The 17,251-nt window shown below is 68.2% G+C and carries 6 protein-coding genes; 3 read left to right on the top strand and 3 right to left on the bottom strand.

Annotated features, from left to right (window positions below):
- Nucleotides 1-60 precede the first annotated feature (60 nt).
- Genes tyrS through ACWGIG_RS08290 form a run of 3 tightly spaced genes read right to left on the bottom strand, consistent with a single transcriptional unit; the run spans nt 61 to nt 4,287 of the window.
- A complete protein-coding gene (tyrS, locus tag ACWGIG_RS08300; RefSeq protein WP_453320736.1) occupies nt 61-1,329 on the bottom strand; it encodes a tyrosine--tRNA ligase in 1,269 nt (422 codons plus the stop codon).
- Between the two features lie 43 nt (nt 1,330-1,372).
- Nucleotides 1,373-2,767, bottom strand: a complete 1,395-nt coding sequence (locus tag ACWGIG_RS08295) for a metallopeptidase TldD-related protein (RefSeq protein ID WP_453320735.1) — start codon at nt 2,765-2,767, stop codon at nt 1,373-1,375.
- The gene (locus ACWGIG_RS08290) at nt 2,764-4,287 is read right to left on the bottom strand and encodes a TldD/PmbA family protein (RefSeq protein ID WP_453320734.1); all 1,524 of its coding nucleotides are present in this window, start codon (nt 4,285-4,287) and stop codon (nt 2,764-2,766) included. The genes ACWGIG_RS08295 and ACWGIG_RS08290 overlap by 4 nt, the downstream gene beginning before the upstream one ends.
- 198 nt (nt 4,288-4,485) lie before the next feature.
- Between ACWGIG_RS08290 and ACWGIG_RS08285 the strand changes: the two genes are divergently transcribed.
- The 3 genes from ACWGIG_RS08285 to ACWGIG_RS08275 are packed head-to-tail and all read left to right on the top strand — an operon-like array spanning nt 4,486 to nt 17,224.
- Complete coding sequence (locus tag ACWGIG_RS08285) at nt 4,486-9,747, top strand: DEAD/DEAH box helicase (RefSeq protein WP_453320733.1); 5,262 nt, start codon at nt 4,486-4,488, stop codon at nt 9,745-9,747.
- The gene (locus ACWGIG_RS08280; RefSeq protein WP_453320732.1) at nt 9,744-12,722 is read left to right on the top strand and encodes a helicase-related protein; all 2,979 of its coding nucleotides are present in this window, start codon (nt 9,744-9,746) and stop codon (nt 12,720-12,722) included. The genes ACWGIG_RS08285 and ACWGIG_RS08280 overlap by 4 nt, the downstream gene beginning before the upstream one ends.
- Nucleotides 12,719-17,224, top strand: a complete 4,506-nt coding sequence (locus tag ACWGIG_RS08275; RefSeq protein ID WP_453320731.1) for an Eco57I restriction-modification methylase domain-containing protein — start codon at nt 12,719-12,721, stop codon at nt 17,222-17,224. The genes ACWGIG_RS08280 and ACWGIG_RS08275 overlap by 4 nt, the downstream gene beginning before the upstream one ends.
- The last annotated feature ends 27 nt before the right edge of the window (nt 17,225-17,251 follow it).

Below are 17,251 nucleotides of genomic sequence, written 5' to 3'. Positions count from 1 at the left end.
GGCCATGTCCGATCAGAGCACTGTGCAGGGCGCCGACCAGAGCGCCGACCAGGGCGCCGCTCAGCCGGCCGCGACCTCGATCGCCGCCAGGTTCTTCTTGCCCTTGCGCAACACGAGCCAGCGGCCGTGCAGCAGCTGGTCGGCGGTGACCTCGGCGTCCTCGGCGGTGACCTTGACGTTGTTCACGTACGCACCGCCCTCCTTGATGGTGCGCCGCGCGCCGCCCTTGCTGGGGGCGAGACCTGCCGCGATCAGCAGGTCCACGACCTGGCCGAGGCCCTCCACCTTCGCGTGCGGCAGCTCGGAGAGAGCGGCCTTCAGCGTCGGCTCGTCGAGCTCGGTGAGCTCGCCCTGCCCGAAGAGGGCCTTCGACGCGGCGATGACGGCCGCGCACTGGTCGGCGCCGTGCACCAGCGTCGTCAGCTCCTCGGCCAGCGCGCGCTGTGCGGCGCGGGCCTGCGGACGCTCCTCGGTCTGCTGCTCCAGCTCCGTCAGCTCCTGGGGCGTCCGGAAGCTGAGGATCCGCAGGTACTTGGAGACGTCCCGGTCGTCCACGTTCAGCCAGAACTGGTAGAAGGCGTACGGCGTGGTCATCTCCGGGTCCAGCCAGACGGCGCCGCCCTCGGTCTTGCCGAACTTGGTGCCGTCCGCCTTCGTCATCAGCGGCGTCGCCAGCGCGTGCACGACCGCCTCCGGCTCGACCCGGTGGATCAGGTCGAGACCGGCGGTGAGGTTGCCCCACTGGTCGCTGCCGCCCTGCTGGAGGACGCAGCCGTACCGGCGGTACAGCTCCAGGAAGTCCATGCCCTGGAGCAGCTGGTAGCTGAACTCGGTGTAGCTGATGCCCTGCTCGGACTCCAGCCGGCGGGCGACCGAGTCCTTGGTGAGCATCTTGTTGACCCGGAAGTGCTTGCCGATGTCCCGCAGGAACTCGATGGCCGACAGGCCGCCGGTCCAGTCCAGGTTGTTCACCATCGTCGCCGGGTTGTCGCCCTCGAAGTCGAGGAACGGCTCGATCTGCGCCCGCAGCCTGGCCACCCACAGCTCGATGGTCGCCACGTCGTTCAGCGTCCGCTCGGCCGTCGGCCGCGGGTCGCCGATCTGCCCCGTCGCCCCGCCCACCAGCGCCAGCGGGCGCAGGCCCGCCTGCTGGAGCCGGCGCATGGTGAGCACCTGCACCAGGTGCCCCACGTGCAGGCTCGCGGCCGTCGGGTCGAAGCCGCAATAGAACGTGACGGGGCCGTCCGCGAGCGCCTTGCGCAGTGCGTCTTCGTCGGTGGACTGGGCGAACAGCCCGCGCCACTTCAGCTCGTCGACGATGTCCGTCACGATTCTCGTATCTCCTCAGATGTGCGGTGTGTGCTGACCGAGGTTATACGCCCCGGCTGACAGAACTCATATTGAAATCCGGCACCCGCAGCGCGGGCATCGCGGCGCGGGTGAACCAGTCGCCCCATTCCCGGGGCAGCGTCTTCTCGGTCACGCCGGCCTCACCGGCCCGCGACAGCAGATCCACCGGGGACTCGTTGAACCGGAAGTTGTTCACTTCGCCCACCACCTCGCCGTCCTCGACCAGGTACACGCCGTCCCTGGTCAGACCGGTCAGCAGCAGGGTCGCCGGGTCGACCTCGCGGATGTACCAGAGGCAGGTCAGCAGCAGCCCGCGGCCGGTGGACGCCACCATCTCGTCCAGCGTCCTGGTGCCGCCCGCGTCGAGGATCAGGTTGTCGATGTCCGGAGCCACCGGAAGCTTGGTCAGGGCGGCGGTGTTCCGGGTGGTGATCAGCCGCTCCAGCTTCCCGTCCTTGATCCAGTCGGTCGCGGCGAGCGGCAGCCCGTTGTCGAAGACGGAACTGTCCCCGCTCGAAGAGTGCGCCAGCACGAACGGCGCGCACTCCAGGCCCGGCTCGTTCGGATCGCTGCGCAGCGTCAGCGGCAGCGCGGACAGCGTGTCACCGAGCCGCGTCGAGCCGCCGGGGCGGGAGAACACCGTGCGCCCCTCCACCGCGTCCCGGGCCCCCGACGACCACAGCTGGTAGACGAGCAGGTCGGCGACCGCGCTCGGCGGCAGCAGCGTCTCGTACCGTCCCGCGGGCAGGTCGATGCGCCGCTCGGCCCACCCCAGCCGCTTCGCCAGCTCCTCGTGCATGGCCGCCGGGTCGACGTCCAGGAAGTCGCGGGTGGAGCGCCCGGCCCAGGCCGATCTCGTACGGTCCGGGGACTTGGCGTTCAGCTCCAGGGTGCCGTTGGGCTGGTCGTGGCGCAGCCGCAGCCCCGTCGACGTACCGAGATAGCTGGACGTCATCTCGTGGTTCGCGAACCCGTACAGCTCCCGCCCGCCGGCCCTGGCGCGGGCGAAGGCCTCGCCGAGCGCGGGGGCGAAGGCGTCGAAGACGGCCGAGGACGTCTCGGCCGGCGCGTCCCGGAAGTCCTTCGACGCGGGCACCCCCTCGACCAGCGGCTGCGCGTCCTCGGCCGGACCGGCCGCGCGGGCCGCCGCCTCGGCGGCCCGTACCAGCGGCTCCAGCTCGCCCGCGGTCACCGCGGACCGGGACACGACACCGGTGGCGGTGCCCTCCGCACCGTCGACGGTCGCGACGACGGTCAGCGTCCGCCCCCGCGTCACCCCGTTCGTCGTCAGGGCGTTCCCCGCCCAGCGCAGGTTCGCGGACGACTGCTCGTCGGCGATGACGACGCACCCGTCGGCGGTGGACAGCTCCAGCGCCCGCTCGACGATCTCGTACGGCTTGCTGCTCGCGCGGCTCATCGACCGGCCTCCTGCGTGGTGTTCAAGATGTTGACGCCCCGGAAGAGGGCGGAGGGGCAGCCGTGCGAGACGGCCGCGACCTGGCCGGGCTGGGCCTTGCCGCAGTTGAAGGCGCCACCGAGGACGTACGTCTGCGGGCCGCCGACCTTCTCCATCGAGCCCCAGAAGTCCGTGGTCGTCGCCTGGTAGGCGACGTCCCGCAGCTGACCCGCCAGCTTCCCGTTCTCGATGCGGAAGAAGCGCTGCCCGGTGAACTGGAAGTTGAAGCGCTGCATGTCGATCGACCACGACCGGTCGCCGACCACGTAGATCCCGCGCTCCACACCCCCGATCAGGTCCTCCGTGGAGAGCCCGCCGGGATCCGGCTGGAGCGAGACGTTCGCCATCCGCTGCACGGGAACGTGCCCGGGGGAGTCGGCGTACGCACACCCGTTGGACCTGTCGAATCCCGTCAACTTCGCGATCCTGCGGTCGAGTTGGTACCCGACGAGCGTGCCGTCCTTCACCAGGTCCCAGGACTGCCCGGCCACGCCCTCGTCGTCGTACCCGATCGTCGCGAGCCCGTGCTCCACGGTCCGGTCACCGGTCACGTTCATCACCGACGAGCCGTACGCCAGCTTGCCCAGCTGGTCGAAGGTCGCGAAGGAGGTTCCCGCGTACGCGGCCTCGTACCCCAGCGCCCGGTCCAGCTCGGTCGCGTGCCCGATCGACTCGTGGATCGTCAGCCACAGGTTGGACGGATCCACCACCAGGTCGTACGCCCCTGCCCGCACGCTCGGCGCCCGCATCTTCTCCGCCAGCAGCGAGGGAATCTGCTCCAGCTCGCTCTCCCAATCCCATCCGGTCCCGGTCAGGTACTCCCAGCCGCGTCCCGCCGGCGGGGCGATCGTCCGCATCGAGTCGAACTCGCCGGTCGCCTGGTCGACGGCGACGGCGGTCAACTCCGGGTGCAGCCTCACCCGTTGCTGTGTCGTCACCGTCCCCGCCGTGTCCGCGTAGAACTTGTTCTCGTGCACGGCCATCAGCGACGCATCGACGTGCGCCACCCCGTCCGCCCGCAGCAGCCGCGCGCTCCAGTCCGCCAGCAGCGCCGACTTCTCCTCGCCCGGCACGTCGAACGGATCGATCTCGTACGAGGAGACCCAGGTCCGGTCCTCGTGCACGGGCTCGTCGGCGAGCTCCACGCGCTCGTCGGACCCGGCGGCCTTGATCACCTTCGCCGACAGCCTGGCCATCGCCACGGCCTGCCCGGCGACCCGGGCCGCCGCGTCCATGCTCAGGTCCACCCCGGACGCGAACCCCCAGGCCCCGCCGTGCACCACCCGCACCGCGTACCCGAGGTCGGTGGAGTCCGACGACCCGGACGGCTTGGCGTCCCGCAGCCGCAGGGAAGCGCTGCGCACCCGCTCGAACCGGAAGTCGGCATGGTCGGCGCCGAGCGCACGCGCCCTGGCGAGGGCGGCGTCGGCGAGGGCGCGCAGGGGTAGTGCCAGAAACGTCTGATCGACCTCATGAGCCACGTAAAACTCCCCTTCTCGGTATGTCTCCGCAGTGAAGCATGTCGTGCATCACGTGGGACCGGGCACAGGTTTCCCCTGACTCGCCCCCGTCACTGCGCAGTAGGCTGATCACTACCGTCGGCCGGGGGTTTTGAGTGCGAGTGGCTGCCGTCCGAGTCGCCGCGGCGCCGCAGAGCAGACAGGGGAGAGAGCGTCACGATGGATGTTTTCGGTGTCCACCAGAACCTCATCAGGGACTACGACGCATTCACCAGTTCGCTGGTCGGTGTGCGGGACCCGGACATCCAGCGCCATCTGGACGACGAACGTGAGCGGAAGGTCCGCTGGCCGGACCCCCGAATCTCTCTCAATCCGAGCTTTCGTGGCGGCGAGACCGTCGGTCACCTCGTCGATACCGGGGTCCTGCTGGGTCCCTGCCGTGACTACTTCCGGAAGAAAGAGCACGAGCACGACCCGGGCTCCAGGACCCTGACCCTGCACCGGCACCAACGCGAAGCGATTGGTGCGGCTGCCGCAGGAGATTCCTATGTCCTGACGACCGGGACCGGTTCCGGTAAGAGCTTGGCGTACATCGTCCCCATCGTGAACGAGGTGCTACGGCGGCCCAACCCCGACGGCATCTCGGCGATCGTCGTCTACCCGATGAACGCGCTGGCCAATAGCCAGCGGTTGGAGCTGGAACGCTATCTGCACTGGGGCATTCCCGAAGCCGAGCGGAAGGTCACCTTCGCCCGCTACACGGGACAGGAGGACGGTGAGAAGAAGGCTGCCGTTCTCCGCGCCAAGCCGGACATCCTGCTGACCAACTACGTCATGCTGGAATACCTGCTCACCCGGCCGCGCGAGCGCCAAGAGCTCATTGGCGCCGCGCAGGGACTCCGCTTCCTCGCGCTCGACGAGCTCCACACCTATCGAGGCAGACAGGGAGCGGACGTCGCGCTCCTGGTCCGCCGGTTGCGTGACGCCTGCAGCGCCCCTGACCTCCAGTGCATCGGTACGTCCGCCACCATGGCCAGCGCGGCCTCGTTCGAAGCAGCCAGGGAGAAGGTCGCCGATGTCGCCTCCCGGCTCTTCGGTACGGAGGTACGGTCGGAACGCGTTATCGGCGAGACGCTGGAGCGGACGACCGACCCCGATGCCTCGTCGGGGCATTCGGCTGCCGTACGCAAGAGGCACTTGGGCGAGGCAGTCAGCCGGGCCGCTCACGACCCTGGTGCGCTGACCCGGGACTACAAGGAACTGAGCACCGACCCGCTCGCCGTGTGGGTGGAGGACTCCTTCGGGCTCGACAAGGAGAACAGTCCGGGCGGGCGTTTGATCCGCCGGACGCCGGTCACCGTGCCCACAGCGGCAAAGACCCTCGCCAGAGACAGCGGACAGCCGGAAGCGACCTGCCGGGCCGCCATTGAGGGAATGCTCAAAATCGGCGCCGAAGTAGTGCACCCGGTGCACAAACGCCCCCTGTTCGCCTTCAGACTGCACCAGTTCCTCTCCAAGGGCGATACCGTCTACACCAGTCTCGAACCCGCAGGACAGCGCCACTTGACCAGCCAGTACCAGGTCAGCGTGCCCGAACAGCGGCAAAAGCCGTTGATTCCGCTGGCTTTCTGCCGCGATTGCGGCCACGAGTACCTGGTGGTGAGCCGGGAGGAGACGGCAGCGGGCCGGCGCTTCGTCGCACGCCGCGACCCCGAAGCCCCTGCCGAGGAGAACGACGGCTACCTGTACGTCAGCGACGAGCGGCCCTGGCCCGATGCTGCCGAAGAGATCCTGACCAGGCTCCCGGACAGCTGGGTGGAGACGGCCGACGACGGCACGCGCACGATCGTCAAGGCCCGCAGCGGCGACAGCCCTCGCGCAGTGCGCGTAGCGCCCGATGGCACAGTCCTGCCCGGAGAGGGGCATGAGGGGCTGCGGGCCTGGTGGATCGCCGCCCCTTTCCGGTTCTGCCTGCGCTGCCGGGTCAGCCACGAACAACTGCGAGCCAGGGACTTCGCCAAACTGGCGACCTTCGCCGCCGAGGGCCGCAGTTCTGCCGTGTCTCTCATCAGCGCCAGCGTGGTGCGTTCTCTGCGTGGTCAACAGGACATCGACGAGCGGGCCCGCAAGCTGCTGACGTTCGTCGACAACCGGCAGGACGCCAGCCTCCAAGCGGGCCATTTCAACGACTTCGCCCAGGTCACGCAGATCCGCGGAGCCCTTTATCGGGCTTTGGCCGTCGCCGGGCCGCAGGGGCTCCGTCATGATCTGCTGCCCCAGGCGGTGGAAGAGGCACTCGGACTGCCGATGGAAGCGTTCGCCAAGAACCCGGGCGCGAAGTACAGCCTGCGGGAGTCCGCACGCTCCGCCTTGCGTGCGGTTCTTGCCTACCGGGTCAACGCCGACCTCGAACGAGGCTGGCGGATCACCATGCCCAACCTCACCCAGACCGGGCTGTTGCGCTTCGAGTACACCGACTTGCCAGAGATCGCCGCCGACGAGGAGTGCTGGCAGGGGGCTCACCCCGCTCTGACCGGGAACTCGCCCACGCATCGCGAACACCTTGCCCGGGTCCTCCTCGACGAAATGCGTCGCTCGCTGGCCGTGGACGAGCAGCTACTCACTCAAGAAGGCTTTGACCAGCTGCAACGTCAGTCCGAGGCGCATTTGCAGGGGGTCTGGGCGCTACCGCAGAGGGAGCCCCGGGTCCCGTCCCGGGTTGCTGTCCCCGGCAGTGGCCCAAAGGGGGCGCCTTCTGGTGAGGCCATCTACCTCAGCGGACTCGGCGCCTTCGGCCGGTTCCTGCGGCGCCCCGACCAGTTCTCGGAGATTCCCGACCTGGCAGGGAAGCGGATGTCCGTCGCCGATGCCGGGGCGGTGATCCGCAGCCTGCTCCGAGTACTGGAGAACCAGGGCCTGATCGCGATTGTCCGGGAGGAACGGGACGGCTCTCTCGGGCACCAGGTCCGGGCATCCGCGCTGCGCTGGCTCCCGGGCGACGGACTCACGCCCGAGCCGGACCCGCTGCGCAAAGTCAGCGATCCGGGTGCGAAGCCGCAGATCAACACGTACTTCCGTGACCTCTACCGGGAGACCGCCGCAGAACTGGTCGGCATCGAGGCCCGCGAGCACACCGCGCAGGTGCCGGCCCCGCTGCGGGAGGCCCGGGAGACCGCTTTCCGCGACGGCGACCTGAGCCTGCTCTACTGCTCGCCGACGATGGAGCTGGGTGTCGACATCGCCACCCTCAACGCCGTCGCCATGCGCAATGCCCCGCCCACACCCGCCAACTACGCCCAGCGCTCGGGACGCGCAGGCCGTTCCGGGCAGCCCGCGCTGGTCACCACGTACTGCTCGACGGGCAGTGCCCACGACCAGTACTACTTCCGCCGCCCCGAGCTGATGGTCGCGGGCAACGTCACCCCTCCCCGGCTCGACCTCGCCAACGAGGAACTGCTGCGCTCTCACGTCAACGCCATCTGGCTCGCGGAGACCGGAGTGTTCCTCGGCCCCCGGATGACAGAGATCATCGACGCGGAGTCGCGGTCGTCCACTCCGGGCGAGCCCATGCCGCTGCGGCTCAACGACACCGTGCGCGGACAGCTCGACAGCGAAACCGCCCGCCGCCGTGCCATCGAACGGGCCGAAGCGGTACTCGGCCCCATGCTCGCGGAACTGGAGGAACGCACGAGCTGGTGGTACGACGGCTGGATCGAGGACGTGGTGCGCTCGGCACTGCGCCGCTTCGACGACGCCTGCGAACGCTGGCGAAACCTCTACCGCGCGGCCCTCACAGAACGCGAGGAACAGCACCGTATCGCCGGTGATCTCTCCGTCGAGCCGAGACAGCGACGGCAGGCGGAGGCCCGCCGGGCCGAGGCTGAGAGCCAGGGAAAGCTGCTGCGCAACGAGAGCAGCGAGGAGTCCTACAGCGACTTCTACACCTACCGCTACTTCGCCTCGGAAGGCTTCCTGCCGGGCTACTCCTTCCCCCGGCTGCCGCTCGCCGCGTACATCCCCGGCCAGCGAGCCGAAGGCAAGCTCGGTCAGAAGAACGGCGCGTACATCCAGCGTCCGCGCTTCATCGCCATCGCGGAGTTCGGGCCGGGCGCGCTCATCTACCACGAGGGGCAGCGGTACGCGGTCGACCGGGTCCAGGTCCCCCGGGGATCCGCACCTGGTCAGGTGGCGACGAGCAATGTCAAGATCTGCGGCAGCTGCGGCACCTGGTACGACCCGGGTATGGACCAGTGTGACGACTGCCACGTTTCCCTCTCACTCACCCTCAACCGGACCATGGTCCTTTCCACCGTGCAGGCGTCGCCGGTACGGCGGATCTCCTCGGACGAGGAGGAGCGGCTCAAGTCAGGCTTCGAGCTGCTGACGGGTTATCAATTCTCTTCGGCGGGCGGCCGGTTGGACGCCACGACGGCAGATGTCGAAGGGCCGGTCTTGGAGGTGGGTTACGGAGACACCGCCCGCATCCGCGTCTTCAACGTCGGCCGCCGCAAGCGCAAGCACCCTGCCGACCGGGGCTTCTGGCTCGATCCGGTGCAGGGCAGGTGGCTCAGCGCCAAGAAGGCCGGGGAGCTCCAGGAGGCAACGGCCGAGGACGACGTATTGACCCCCTTCGCCTCGGCCGACCGTACCCTCCAGGTCATCCCCTACGTCGAGGACACCAAGAACATCGCCGTGCTCCGGCTGTCCGAACCGGTCGAGAACGAAACCGTGGCCGTCACCCTCCGGTACGCCCTGGAGCGTGGCATCGAAGCCCACTACCAGCTGGAGGACTCCGAGCTGGACAGCCAGGTCCTCCCCGACGAGGAGCAGCGGGGACGGATGCTCTTCATCGAGGGCGCCGAGGGCGGCGCCGGAGTGCTGCGGCTGCTGCACGACGACCCCAAAGCTGTCGCCGCCGTTGCCCGAGAGGCCCTGGCGATCATCCACTACGACCTGGACGGCAAGGACCAGGACCGCGCACCGAACGCGTCCGAGCGCTGCGAGCTCGGCTGTTACGACTGTCTCCTCTCGTACAGCAACCAGAGTTTCCACACACGCATCGACCGGCACGCGGCGGTTCCAATCCTGCTCAGGCTCGCCGCCGCCACCACTCGTGGTGAGCGTCAGGTCACTCCCGCCGCCAGGCGCGCCTCGACCCTGGCGGCGGCGAGGGAACAGGTTCAGGGACCGGTCGCTGACTTCGTAGAATGGCTGAGCCTGGCAGGCCACCGTCTTCCCGACGAGACGGCACCCGACCAGGCATCGACCCAGGTCAACCCGGACATCGTCTACCGTCTCCCCGGCGCCGACGTCGCCGTCTACCTGGACACTGCGGCCGGTCTGCACCTGGACAGGCAGGCCGAAATCAGTCTGATCAACGACGGCTGGCTCGTGATCCGGGCCGGTGCGGACAGCGAGGAGTGGGAAAGCACCGTGCGCGCACACCCGGACGTCTTCGGCACCGGACGGAGCGCCCGATGACCCCTCCCGCCAACCGCGCTCCCGGCGACCTGGTCTCTGCCCGAGGGCGCGACTGGGTGGTGTTGCCGACTCCCGAGGGGGAACCCGTCGTCTTCGCCCAGCCCCTCGACGGCGACCGTGAATTCGTCACCGCGCTCTTTCCCGAGGAGATCGAGGACCCCGGTTTTGGACCGCCCCGCCCTGTACCGGGCGAGGTCGGTGACTTCGCCTCCGCCGGGCTGCTCCGGACTGCCCTACGGGTCGCCGCCACCCACGGCGCAGGCCCCTTCCGCAGCCTCGCCTCCATTGCCGTACAGCCGCGCCAGTACCAGCTCGTCCCGCTGATGATGGCGCTGCGGATGAACACCGTACGGCTGCTCATCGGCGACGACGTCGGTATCGGCAAGACCATCGAGGCGGGGCTCATCGCCAAGGAGCTCATCGAGCAGGGCTCGGCGACGGGAATGACGGTGCTCTGTTCGCCCGCACTCGCCGAGCAGTGGCAGAGCGAGCTGCGTGAGAAGTTCGGCATGGAGGCCGAACTCGTCCTGCCGTCTACCGCCGCCCGGCTCCAGAAGGGCGTCGTGCAGGGGCAGAGCCTTTTCGAGCGCTACCCCTGCACGGTGGTTTCCACCGACTTCATCAAGCAGCCCGACCGGCGGCAAGCCTTCCTGCGCACCTGCCCCAAGCTGCTAATCGTCGACGAGGCGCACACCTGCGTCGGCGCGGGCGCCGGTGGGCAGCAGCGTTACGAGTTGCTGGCCGAGCTCGCCAAGGACGAGGACCGCCACCTCATCCTGGTCACCGCCACCCCCCACAGCGGCGACAGTGAGGCCTTCGCCCGGCTGACCGGACTCCTGGACCCGAACCTCCAGGGGCTGGACCCGACACTTCCCTCCCACCGCGACCGGCTCGCCCGCCACTTCGTCCAGCGCCGCCGCCGCGACATCCGGCACTACCTCGACGAGGACACCCCCTTCCCCAGCGCCCGGATGCTGCGCGAAGTGCCCTACCAGCTGCACGAGGATTACGCCCGCTTCGTCGCAGACGTACTGGCCTACGCCCGCGAACAGGTCCGCAGACCCGACGGCTCCCTGCGGCAGCGCCACACCTGGTGGTCCGTACTCGCGCTGCTGCGCTGTGTGCTCTCCTCGCCCGCAGCAGCAGCTCAGACACTCACCGTCCGGTCCGCCGTCGCCGTCGCACGCACGGTGGAGGAGGCCAACAAGATCGGCCGGGCGGCCGTCCTTGAACTCACCGACGACGGGGAGGGTGAGCAGCTCGACTCCGTCCCCGGCTCCCTCCTCGACGACCTGGACGACGCCGGCGGCAGCCGGAAACTCAAGGCGTTCGCCGAGCGGGCCGCCACCTTGGCCGGGCCCGAGTACGACACCAAGCTGCGCATCCTCGTTGACGAGGTGAAGGGCCTCCTCGTCGACGGCTACGACCCCATCGTCTTCTGCCGCTACATCCCCACCGCCGAGTACGTCGCCGAGCACCTCGCCGACTCCCTCGGGCGCGGGGTGCACGTGGCCGCGGTGACCGGCAAACTCCACCCCGATGCCCGTCAGGGACGTATCGACGAACTCACCGCCAAGACCGGCAGGCACGTCCTCGTCGCCACCGACTGCCTCTCCGAGGGCGTCAACCTCCAGGACGACTTCGGCGCGGTCCTCCACTACGACCTGTCCTGGAACCCGACCCGGCACGAGCAGCGCGAAGGCCGCGTTGACCGCTTCGGGCAGGCCCGGGAGAAGGTCCGCTCCGTCACCCTGTACGACACCGACACGGGCGTCGACGGTCTCGTGCTCGACGTCCTCATCCGCAAGCACCAGGACATCGCCGAACAGGTCGGCGTCGTCGTTCCCGTTCCCAAGGGAGGGGACGGCGTACTCCAGGCCCTTGCCAAGAGCCTTCTGTTGCGGGGCCGCGAAGGCAACGACGAACAGCTCGCGCTCGACTTCGGCACGGAGGAACTGTTCGGCATCGCGCGCGACGAGCTGCACAAGGAGTGGGAGGACGCCGCAGACCGGGAATCCAAGGTCCTCACCAAGTTCGCCCACAGCAGCCTGCGCCCGGAAGAGGTCAAGGACGAACTGGAAGCCCTCCGCCAGGCGCTCGGCGAGCCCGCCGACATCGCCGCGTTCACCCGGGAGGCGCTCAAGGCGCTGGGATCGGCGGTACGCCCCGATTCCCGTAGCACCGGCTTCACCGCCCCCACCGGGACGCTTCCCAAGGGCCTCAGGCACGCACTGGGCATCTACGACGACGCAGACCAGGCCGTCGCGCCCGGCGCTGCCCAAATTCTCTCCCGCACCGCGGGCAAGGGACGCGGCGGCAAATCGGCGGGTGACCGTGACCTGGTGTTCCGCGAGGACCTGCCGGTCCCGGCGGGCGACCACGCCCTGTTCCGTACGGATCCGGCAGTGCGCGCCGTCGCCCGCTACGTACTGGACTCCGCACTCGACAGCAGCCTGAGCGACAACGACCGCCCGGCCCGACGGCTCGGCGTCATCCGTACCGCTGACGTCGACGCGCGCACCGTGCTGCTCCTAGTCCGCTACCGCTTCCGCCTCACCCTGCCCGGCCGCCGATTGCGACGGGGCACCGAGGAGCCCAAGCAACTGGTTGCCGAGGATGCCCAGTTGCTGGCCTGGCGCACCGGCGCGGACGGTTCCCGCGAATGGCTCACCGACGAAGAGACGGCCGCTCTGCTGAACGCGACCCCCGACCGCAACACCATCGGCTCCATGCGCGACCAGCAGATCGCCTTCACCCTGGAAGAACTGCCCGAAGTCAAGGACCACTTGGCGGAACACGGCCAACAGGTCGCCCGCCGTCTCGAAGCCGCCCACCAGGGCGTCCGCGAGGCAGCGGGGGAGCGGGGCAGGGCGCGCGGCGCCGCCGCGGCCCGCCGCATCACCGCCGAACTCGCAGGGACTCCGGACCTGCTCGGCGTTTACGTGTACGTCAAGCGTCCCGGAGGATCCAGGTGACCAATCTCGCCCCCGACCAGCTCCCGGCGAGCACGGCCGTACGCGTCGAAGGCGTCCTGCTCTCCCCGGACCTCATCAACAAAGTCCGCTTCGGCGACCGGGAGCTGCCCGGCGCCGCTCCGGCCGACTACGGCCTGCCACGAGGCGTACGGATCGAGGACGCCGCCAGCCGCAAGTGGGACTATCTCAGGGCCACCTACCAGTCCTTCCGTGAGCAGCTCGCGGAACTGGAGAAGGTAGGCGGCGGCGACGCAGGTGCGGCGACGAAGCTCACCTATCAGCAGTGGCTGAGCGTCCTCCTGGACGAACTCGGCTACGCGGGACGCACCGCGCAGCCCAAGCGTGGCATGCGGGTGCCCGGCCGCGAGGACCCGTACAAGATCAGCCACCTGTGGCAGACCCACCTTCCGGTGCACCTGCTCGGCTGGGACACCGACCTCGACCGGAACGTCGGCAAGAGCCGCGCATCCCAGTCGATGGTGCAGGAACTCCTCAACGTCTCCGACGCGCATCTGTGGGGGCTGCTCTCCAACGGCCGGGTGCTGCGGGTGCTCCGCGACTCCACCGCGATCGTCGGGTCCGCCTACATCGAGTTCAACCTCGACGCGATCTTCGGCGGGGAGCAGTTCCCCGACTTCCTGCTGATGTACGCGATGCTGCACTCCTCGCGCTTCGAGCTGGTGGCGAAGCCCGAGAAGAAGCGGCGCGGCGCCGCTGCGGTCGCCGACGAGGAAGAGGGAGAGGCCGAGGAGGGCACCCTCGACGAGGCCGCCGCCCCGGTGGACGACGTCGCCGCCCTCACCCCCGCCGACTGCCGCATCGAGTGGTGGCGCAGCTACGCCATCGAGACCGGCATCCGTTCCCGCGACCGGCTGCGCAACCAGGTGAAGGACGCCCTCGGCATCCTCGGCACCGGATTTCTGCGTGCCAACCCGGAACTGGGCGAGGCTCTCACCAGGGGCGGCAAGGCCGCGATCGAGGAATTCCACCACGAACTGCTGCGCCTCGCCTACCAGTTGATCTTCCTGTTCGTCGCTGAGGACCGCGACGCGCTGCTGCTGCGGGCCGACGAGAAGACCTCCCGCAAGGAGGCCGCCCGACTGGAACAGGCGCGCCGCCTTTACACGAACAGCTTCTCCACCGCCCGCCTGCGCCGCATCGCCGCCCGCCGCAAGGGTGACCAGAACATCGACCTGTGGAAGAGCCTGGGCAGCATCGTCCTGGACTCCCTCGGCAGGATCGGCGGTCACCCGCACCTCGCGCTTCCCGAACTCGGCGGCCTGTACTTCCGCGTCGACGACAGGGGTCCCGAAGAGCCGGCGCGCCTTCCCGGCGGCTCCGAGCCGCTGCGCGAGGCCCGCCTCCCGAACGAGAGCCTGCTCGACGCGGTGAGGCTCCTCTCACGCACGTACGACAAGCAGGGCCGCGAGCACCGGGTCGACTACCGCCACCTCGGCGCCGACGAACTCGGCAGCGTCTACGAGTCCCTGCTGGAACTCATTCCGCGCCACAACCCCGCGAAAATCGAGTTCTGGCTCCAGGACCTGGTGGCCGGCAGCAAGCGCAAGACGACCGGGTCGTACTACACGCCTTCGGTGCTCATCGAGAAGCTTCTCGACAATGCGCTCGACCCGGTGATAGAGCGTCATGGAGCCTCCGGAAACCCCGACGACCTCCTCAAGATCCGCTTTGTGGACCCGAGTTGTGGTTCGGGGCATGTCCTGGTCGCGGCGGCGCGCAGGATCGCACTCCGATATGCGCAGATGGACGGTACGGAGCTGGAACTGGAGCCCGCGCCGGAGAAGGTGCGCGCGGCCATGGCCAAGGTGGTGAAGTCCTGCGTCCACGGCGTGGACATCAATCCGCTCGCCGCCGAGATCGCAAAGGTCTCGCTGTGGCTGGAGTCCGTGAACCCCGGGCAGCCGCTCGCCTACCTGGACGACCGGATCAAGGTCGGCAACGCACTGCTCGGTACGACACCGCGGCTGCTGGAAGGGGGGATCAAGGAGCTCGCCTTCAAGAAGCTGGAGGGCGACGAGCCCAAGGTGGTCACCAAGGCCCGGGACCGCAACCGCAGTGAGCTCAAGGGCGTCGCAGTCTGGGAACAGACCCGGCTCGGCGAGCCCGCGGTCCGCACTAGCACAGCAACGGTGCGTGTCGCGGCGGAGGCGGCGGCCAAACAGGTCGGTACGGACCTGGCGTCCATCCGTGAACTGGCGAAGCGCCACCGGGAGTTCGAGCACAACCCGGAACTGGAGCGGCTCAAGAGGGTCGCCGACGCGTGGTGCGCGGCCTTCATCTGGCCCAAACGGTCGGACGCGCCGGAACCGATCACCACGGCCCGGCTGAAGAAGCTGGAACAGGGTGAACCGCTGCCGGGCATCCCGGCACCGCTGTCGGTGATGGGCAAGGCGTCGGCCCCGGAGTCGGATGAGCAGAGGGAATGGCGGGAGAACGCGGGGGAGCGGGTGCTCCGCGAGATCGTCTCCCGTAACCGCTTCTTCCACTGGCACCTGGAATTCCCCCGGATCTTCCGGGTCGAGGACGAAGAGGCGGACGACGCGAACCCGACGACGGGCTGGCAGGGCGGCTTCGACTGCGTACTGGGGAACCCGCCGTGGGAGCGCGTCAAGATCCAGAAGAAGGAATGGTTCGCCGCCCAGAACCCGTACGTCGCTGACGCGGAAACGGCGAGCGAGCGCGAACACCGGATCGGCCAACTCCTGCACACGAAGGACGAACACGGCAACGAGATCGAAGCCGACCGCAAGCTGCACCGCGAGTACTTGATCGCCCAGCGCGAGTCCAAGGGCACGACAAACATGCTCCGGGACTCGGGAATCTTCCCGCTGACGGGCCGAGGCGACGTCAATACGTACGCAGTCTTCGCGGAGAAGGCACGAATGCTGATCGGGCCTGAGGGGATGGCGGGGCTGGTCCTGCCGACGGGGATCGCGACGGACAAGACGACGTCGGGGTTCTTTTCGGATCTGGTGGAGCGACGGCAGTTGCATACGGTGCTTGATCTGGAGAACGAGGAGAAGCTCTTCGCGGACGTTCATAACCAGTACCGGTACTGCTTGTTCACGTATGGCGGACCGGCGATTGACTATGGTCAGGTCCGGCTGGCATTTCGGGCTCGCAGGCCGGATCAGCTGGATGCTCGTGAGTTCACGCTGGATGCGGATGGATTTCGGCGCATCAACCCCAATAGCCGTACTGCTCCGGTGTGTGAGAGTCGGGATCATTTGCGGGTGTTGGAGGGAATCCACAAGTCCGTTCCGCTGCTCTGGCGCAAGGCTCCTGGTGAACCCGAAGTCAACGCGTGGAGCATGGGCCCTTTCCTTCGTATGTTGGACATGGCTACCAACTCGAAGTCGTTTCGTTCCGCTGAAGAGCTCGGTAGGAGCGAGTGGGAACGTTCTGGGACTGTCTTCTCCAAGAAAGAGGAGCGCTACCTTCCGCTCTACGAGGGAAAATTCGCCCACCACTTCGACGCGCGATTCGCCACGTACGAGAATGCAACCCAGGCTCAGATCAACAAGGGCACACTCCCCAGGCTGGACACGGAGGCCCACCAAGACCCCACGGCGCTTCCGCTGCCGCGACACTGGGTGAATGAGGCCGAAGTCGATGCACGGCTGGCCGAGGACGTGGCGAACCAGCGTAAGGAGTGGCCGCACAACTGGCTATTGGGCTGGCGCGACGTGTGCAGAGCGTCCGATGAGCGGACAGTTATTGCGTCTGTTCTTCCTCGTACTGCGGTGGGGCATAAACTTCCGCTGATGTTTCCTGCATCCGCACCGGAATTGCTTCTCGCTAATCTATCGAGCCTTGTGCTTGATTTTTCAGCCAGGCAAAAATATGCAGGGGCCTCTCTCGCCTACTTCACGTACGAGCAGCTTCCAGTTCTTCCGCCTGAGAAGTACACGATCCCCCTTAGCTGGCTCGGTGATGTGAGTCCTGAAGGGTGGATTCGCACACGAGTTCTTGAACTGACCTATACCTCTTACGAGATGATTCCCTGGTCGCGTTATCTCGACGATGATGGTGCTCCCTTCCTCTGGGACGACGACCGTAGATTCCAGATCCGCGCCGAACTGGACGCCGCCTATTTCCACCTCTACGGAATTGAACGCGCCGACCTCGACCTCGTCCTGGACAGCTTCCGCGCCTTCCGAAACCGGAAGCCGGAGCTCTTCCGGCGCACCAAGGACGAGATCATTCGTGTATACGAAGCCATGGCGTCCGGCACCCCGTACAAGACTCCGCTTGACCCGCCCCCGGGTCGAGGGCCCCGCCACGACCCGGGAACCAGCCCTCTGACCCGAGTTGCTCCACCGACCCCGCCCACCCCTCCGGCCCGCCCCCATCAGCCTCTGCGCGCGCCAGTAAAGGGGAGGGGCAGAAAGCCTTCTGGCGGCGGTCAACTGGGCGGACTGTTCGGCCTGGAGGAGGTCGAGGGAGTCGACATACAGCTCGACTTCTTCGGTGAGAGCTAGCGCGTCCCCGTAGAAGAGTGGCCGTCT

Source organism: Streptomyces sp. NPDC054863 (assembly GCF_053610825.1).
Note: the sequence above shows the minus strand (reverse complement) of the source record. Positions and strands in the feature narration are given on the sequence as shown.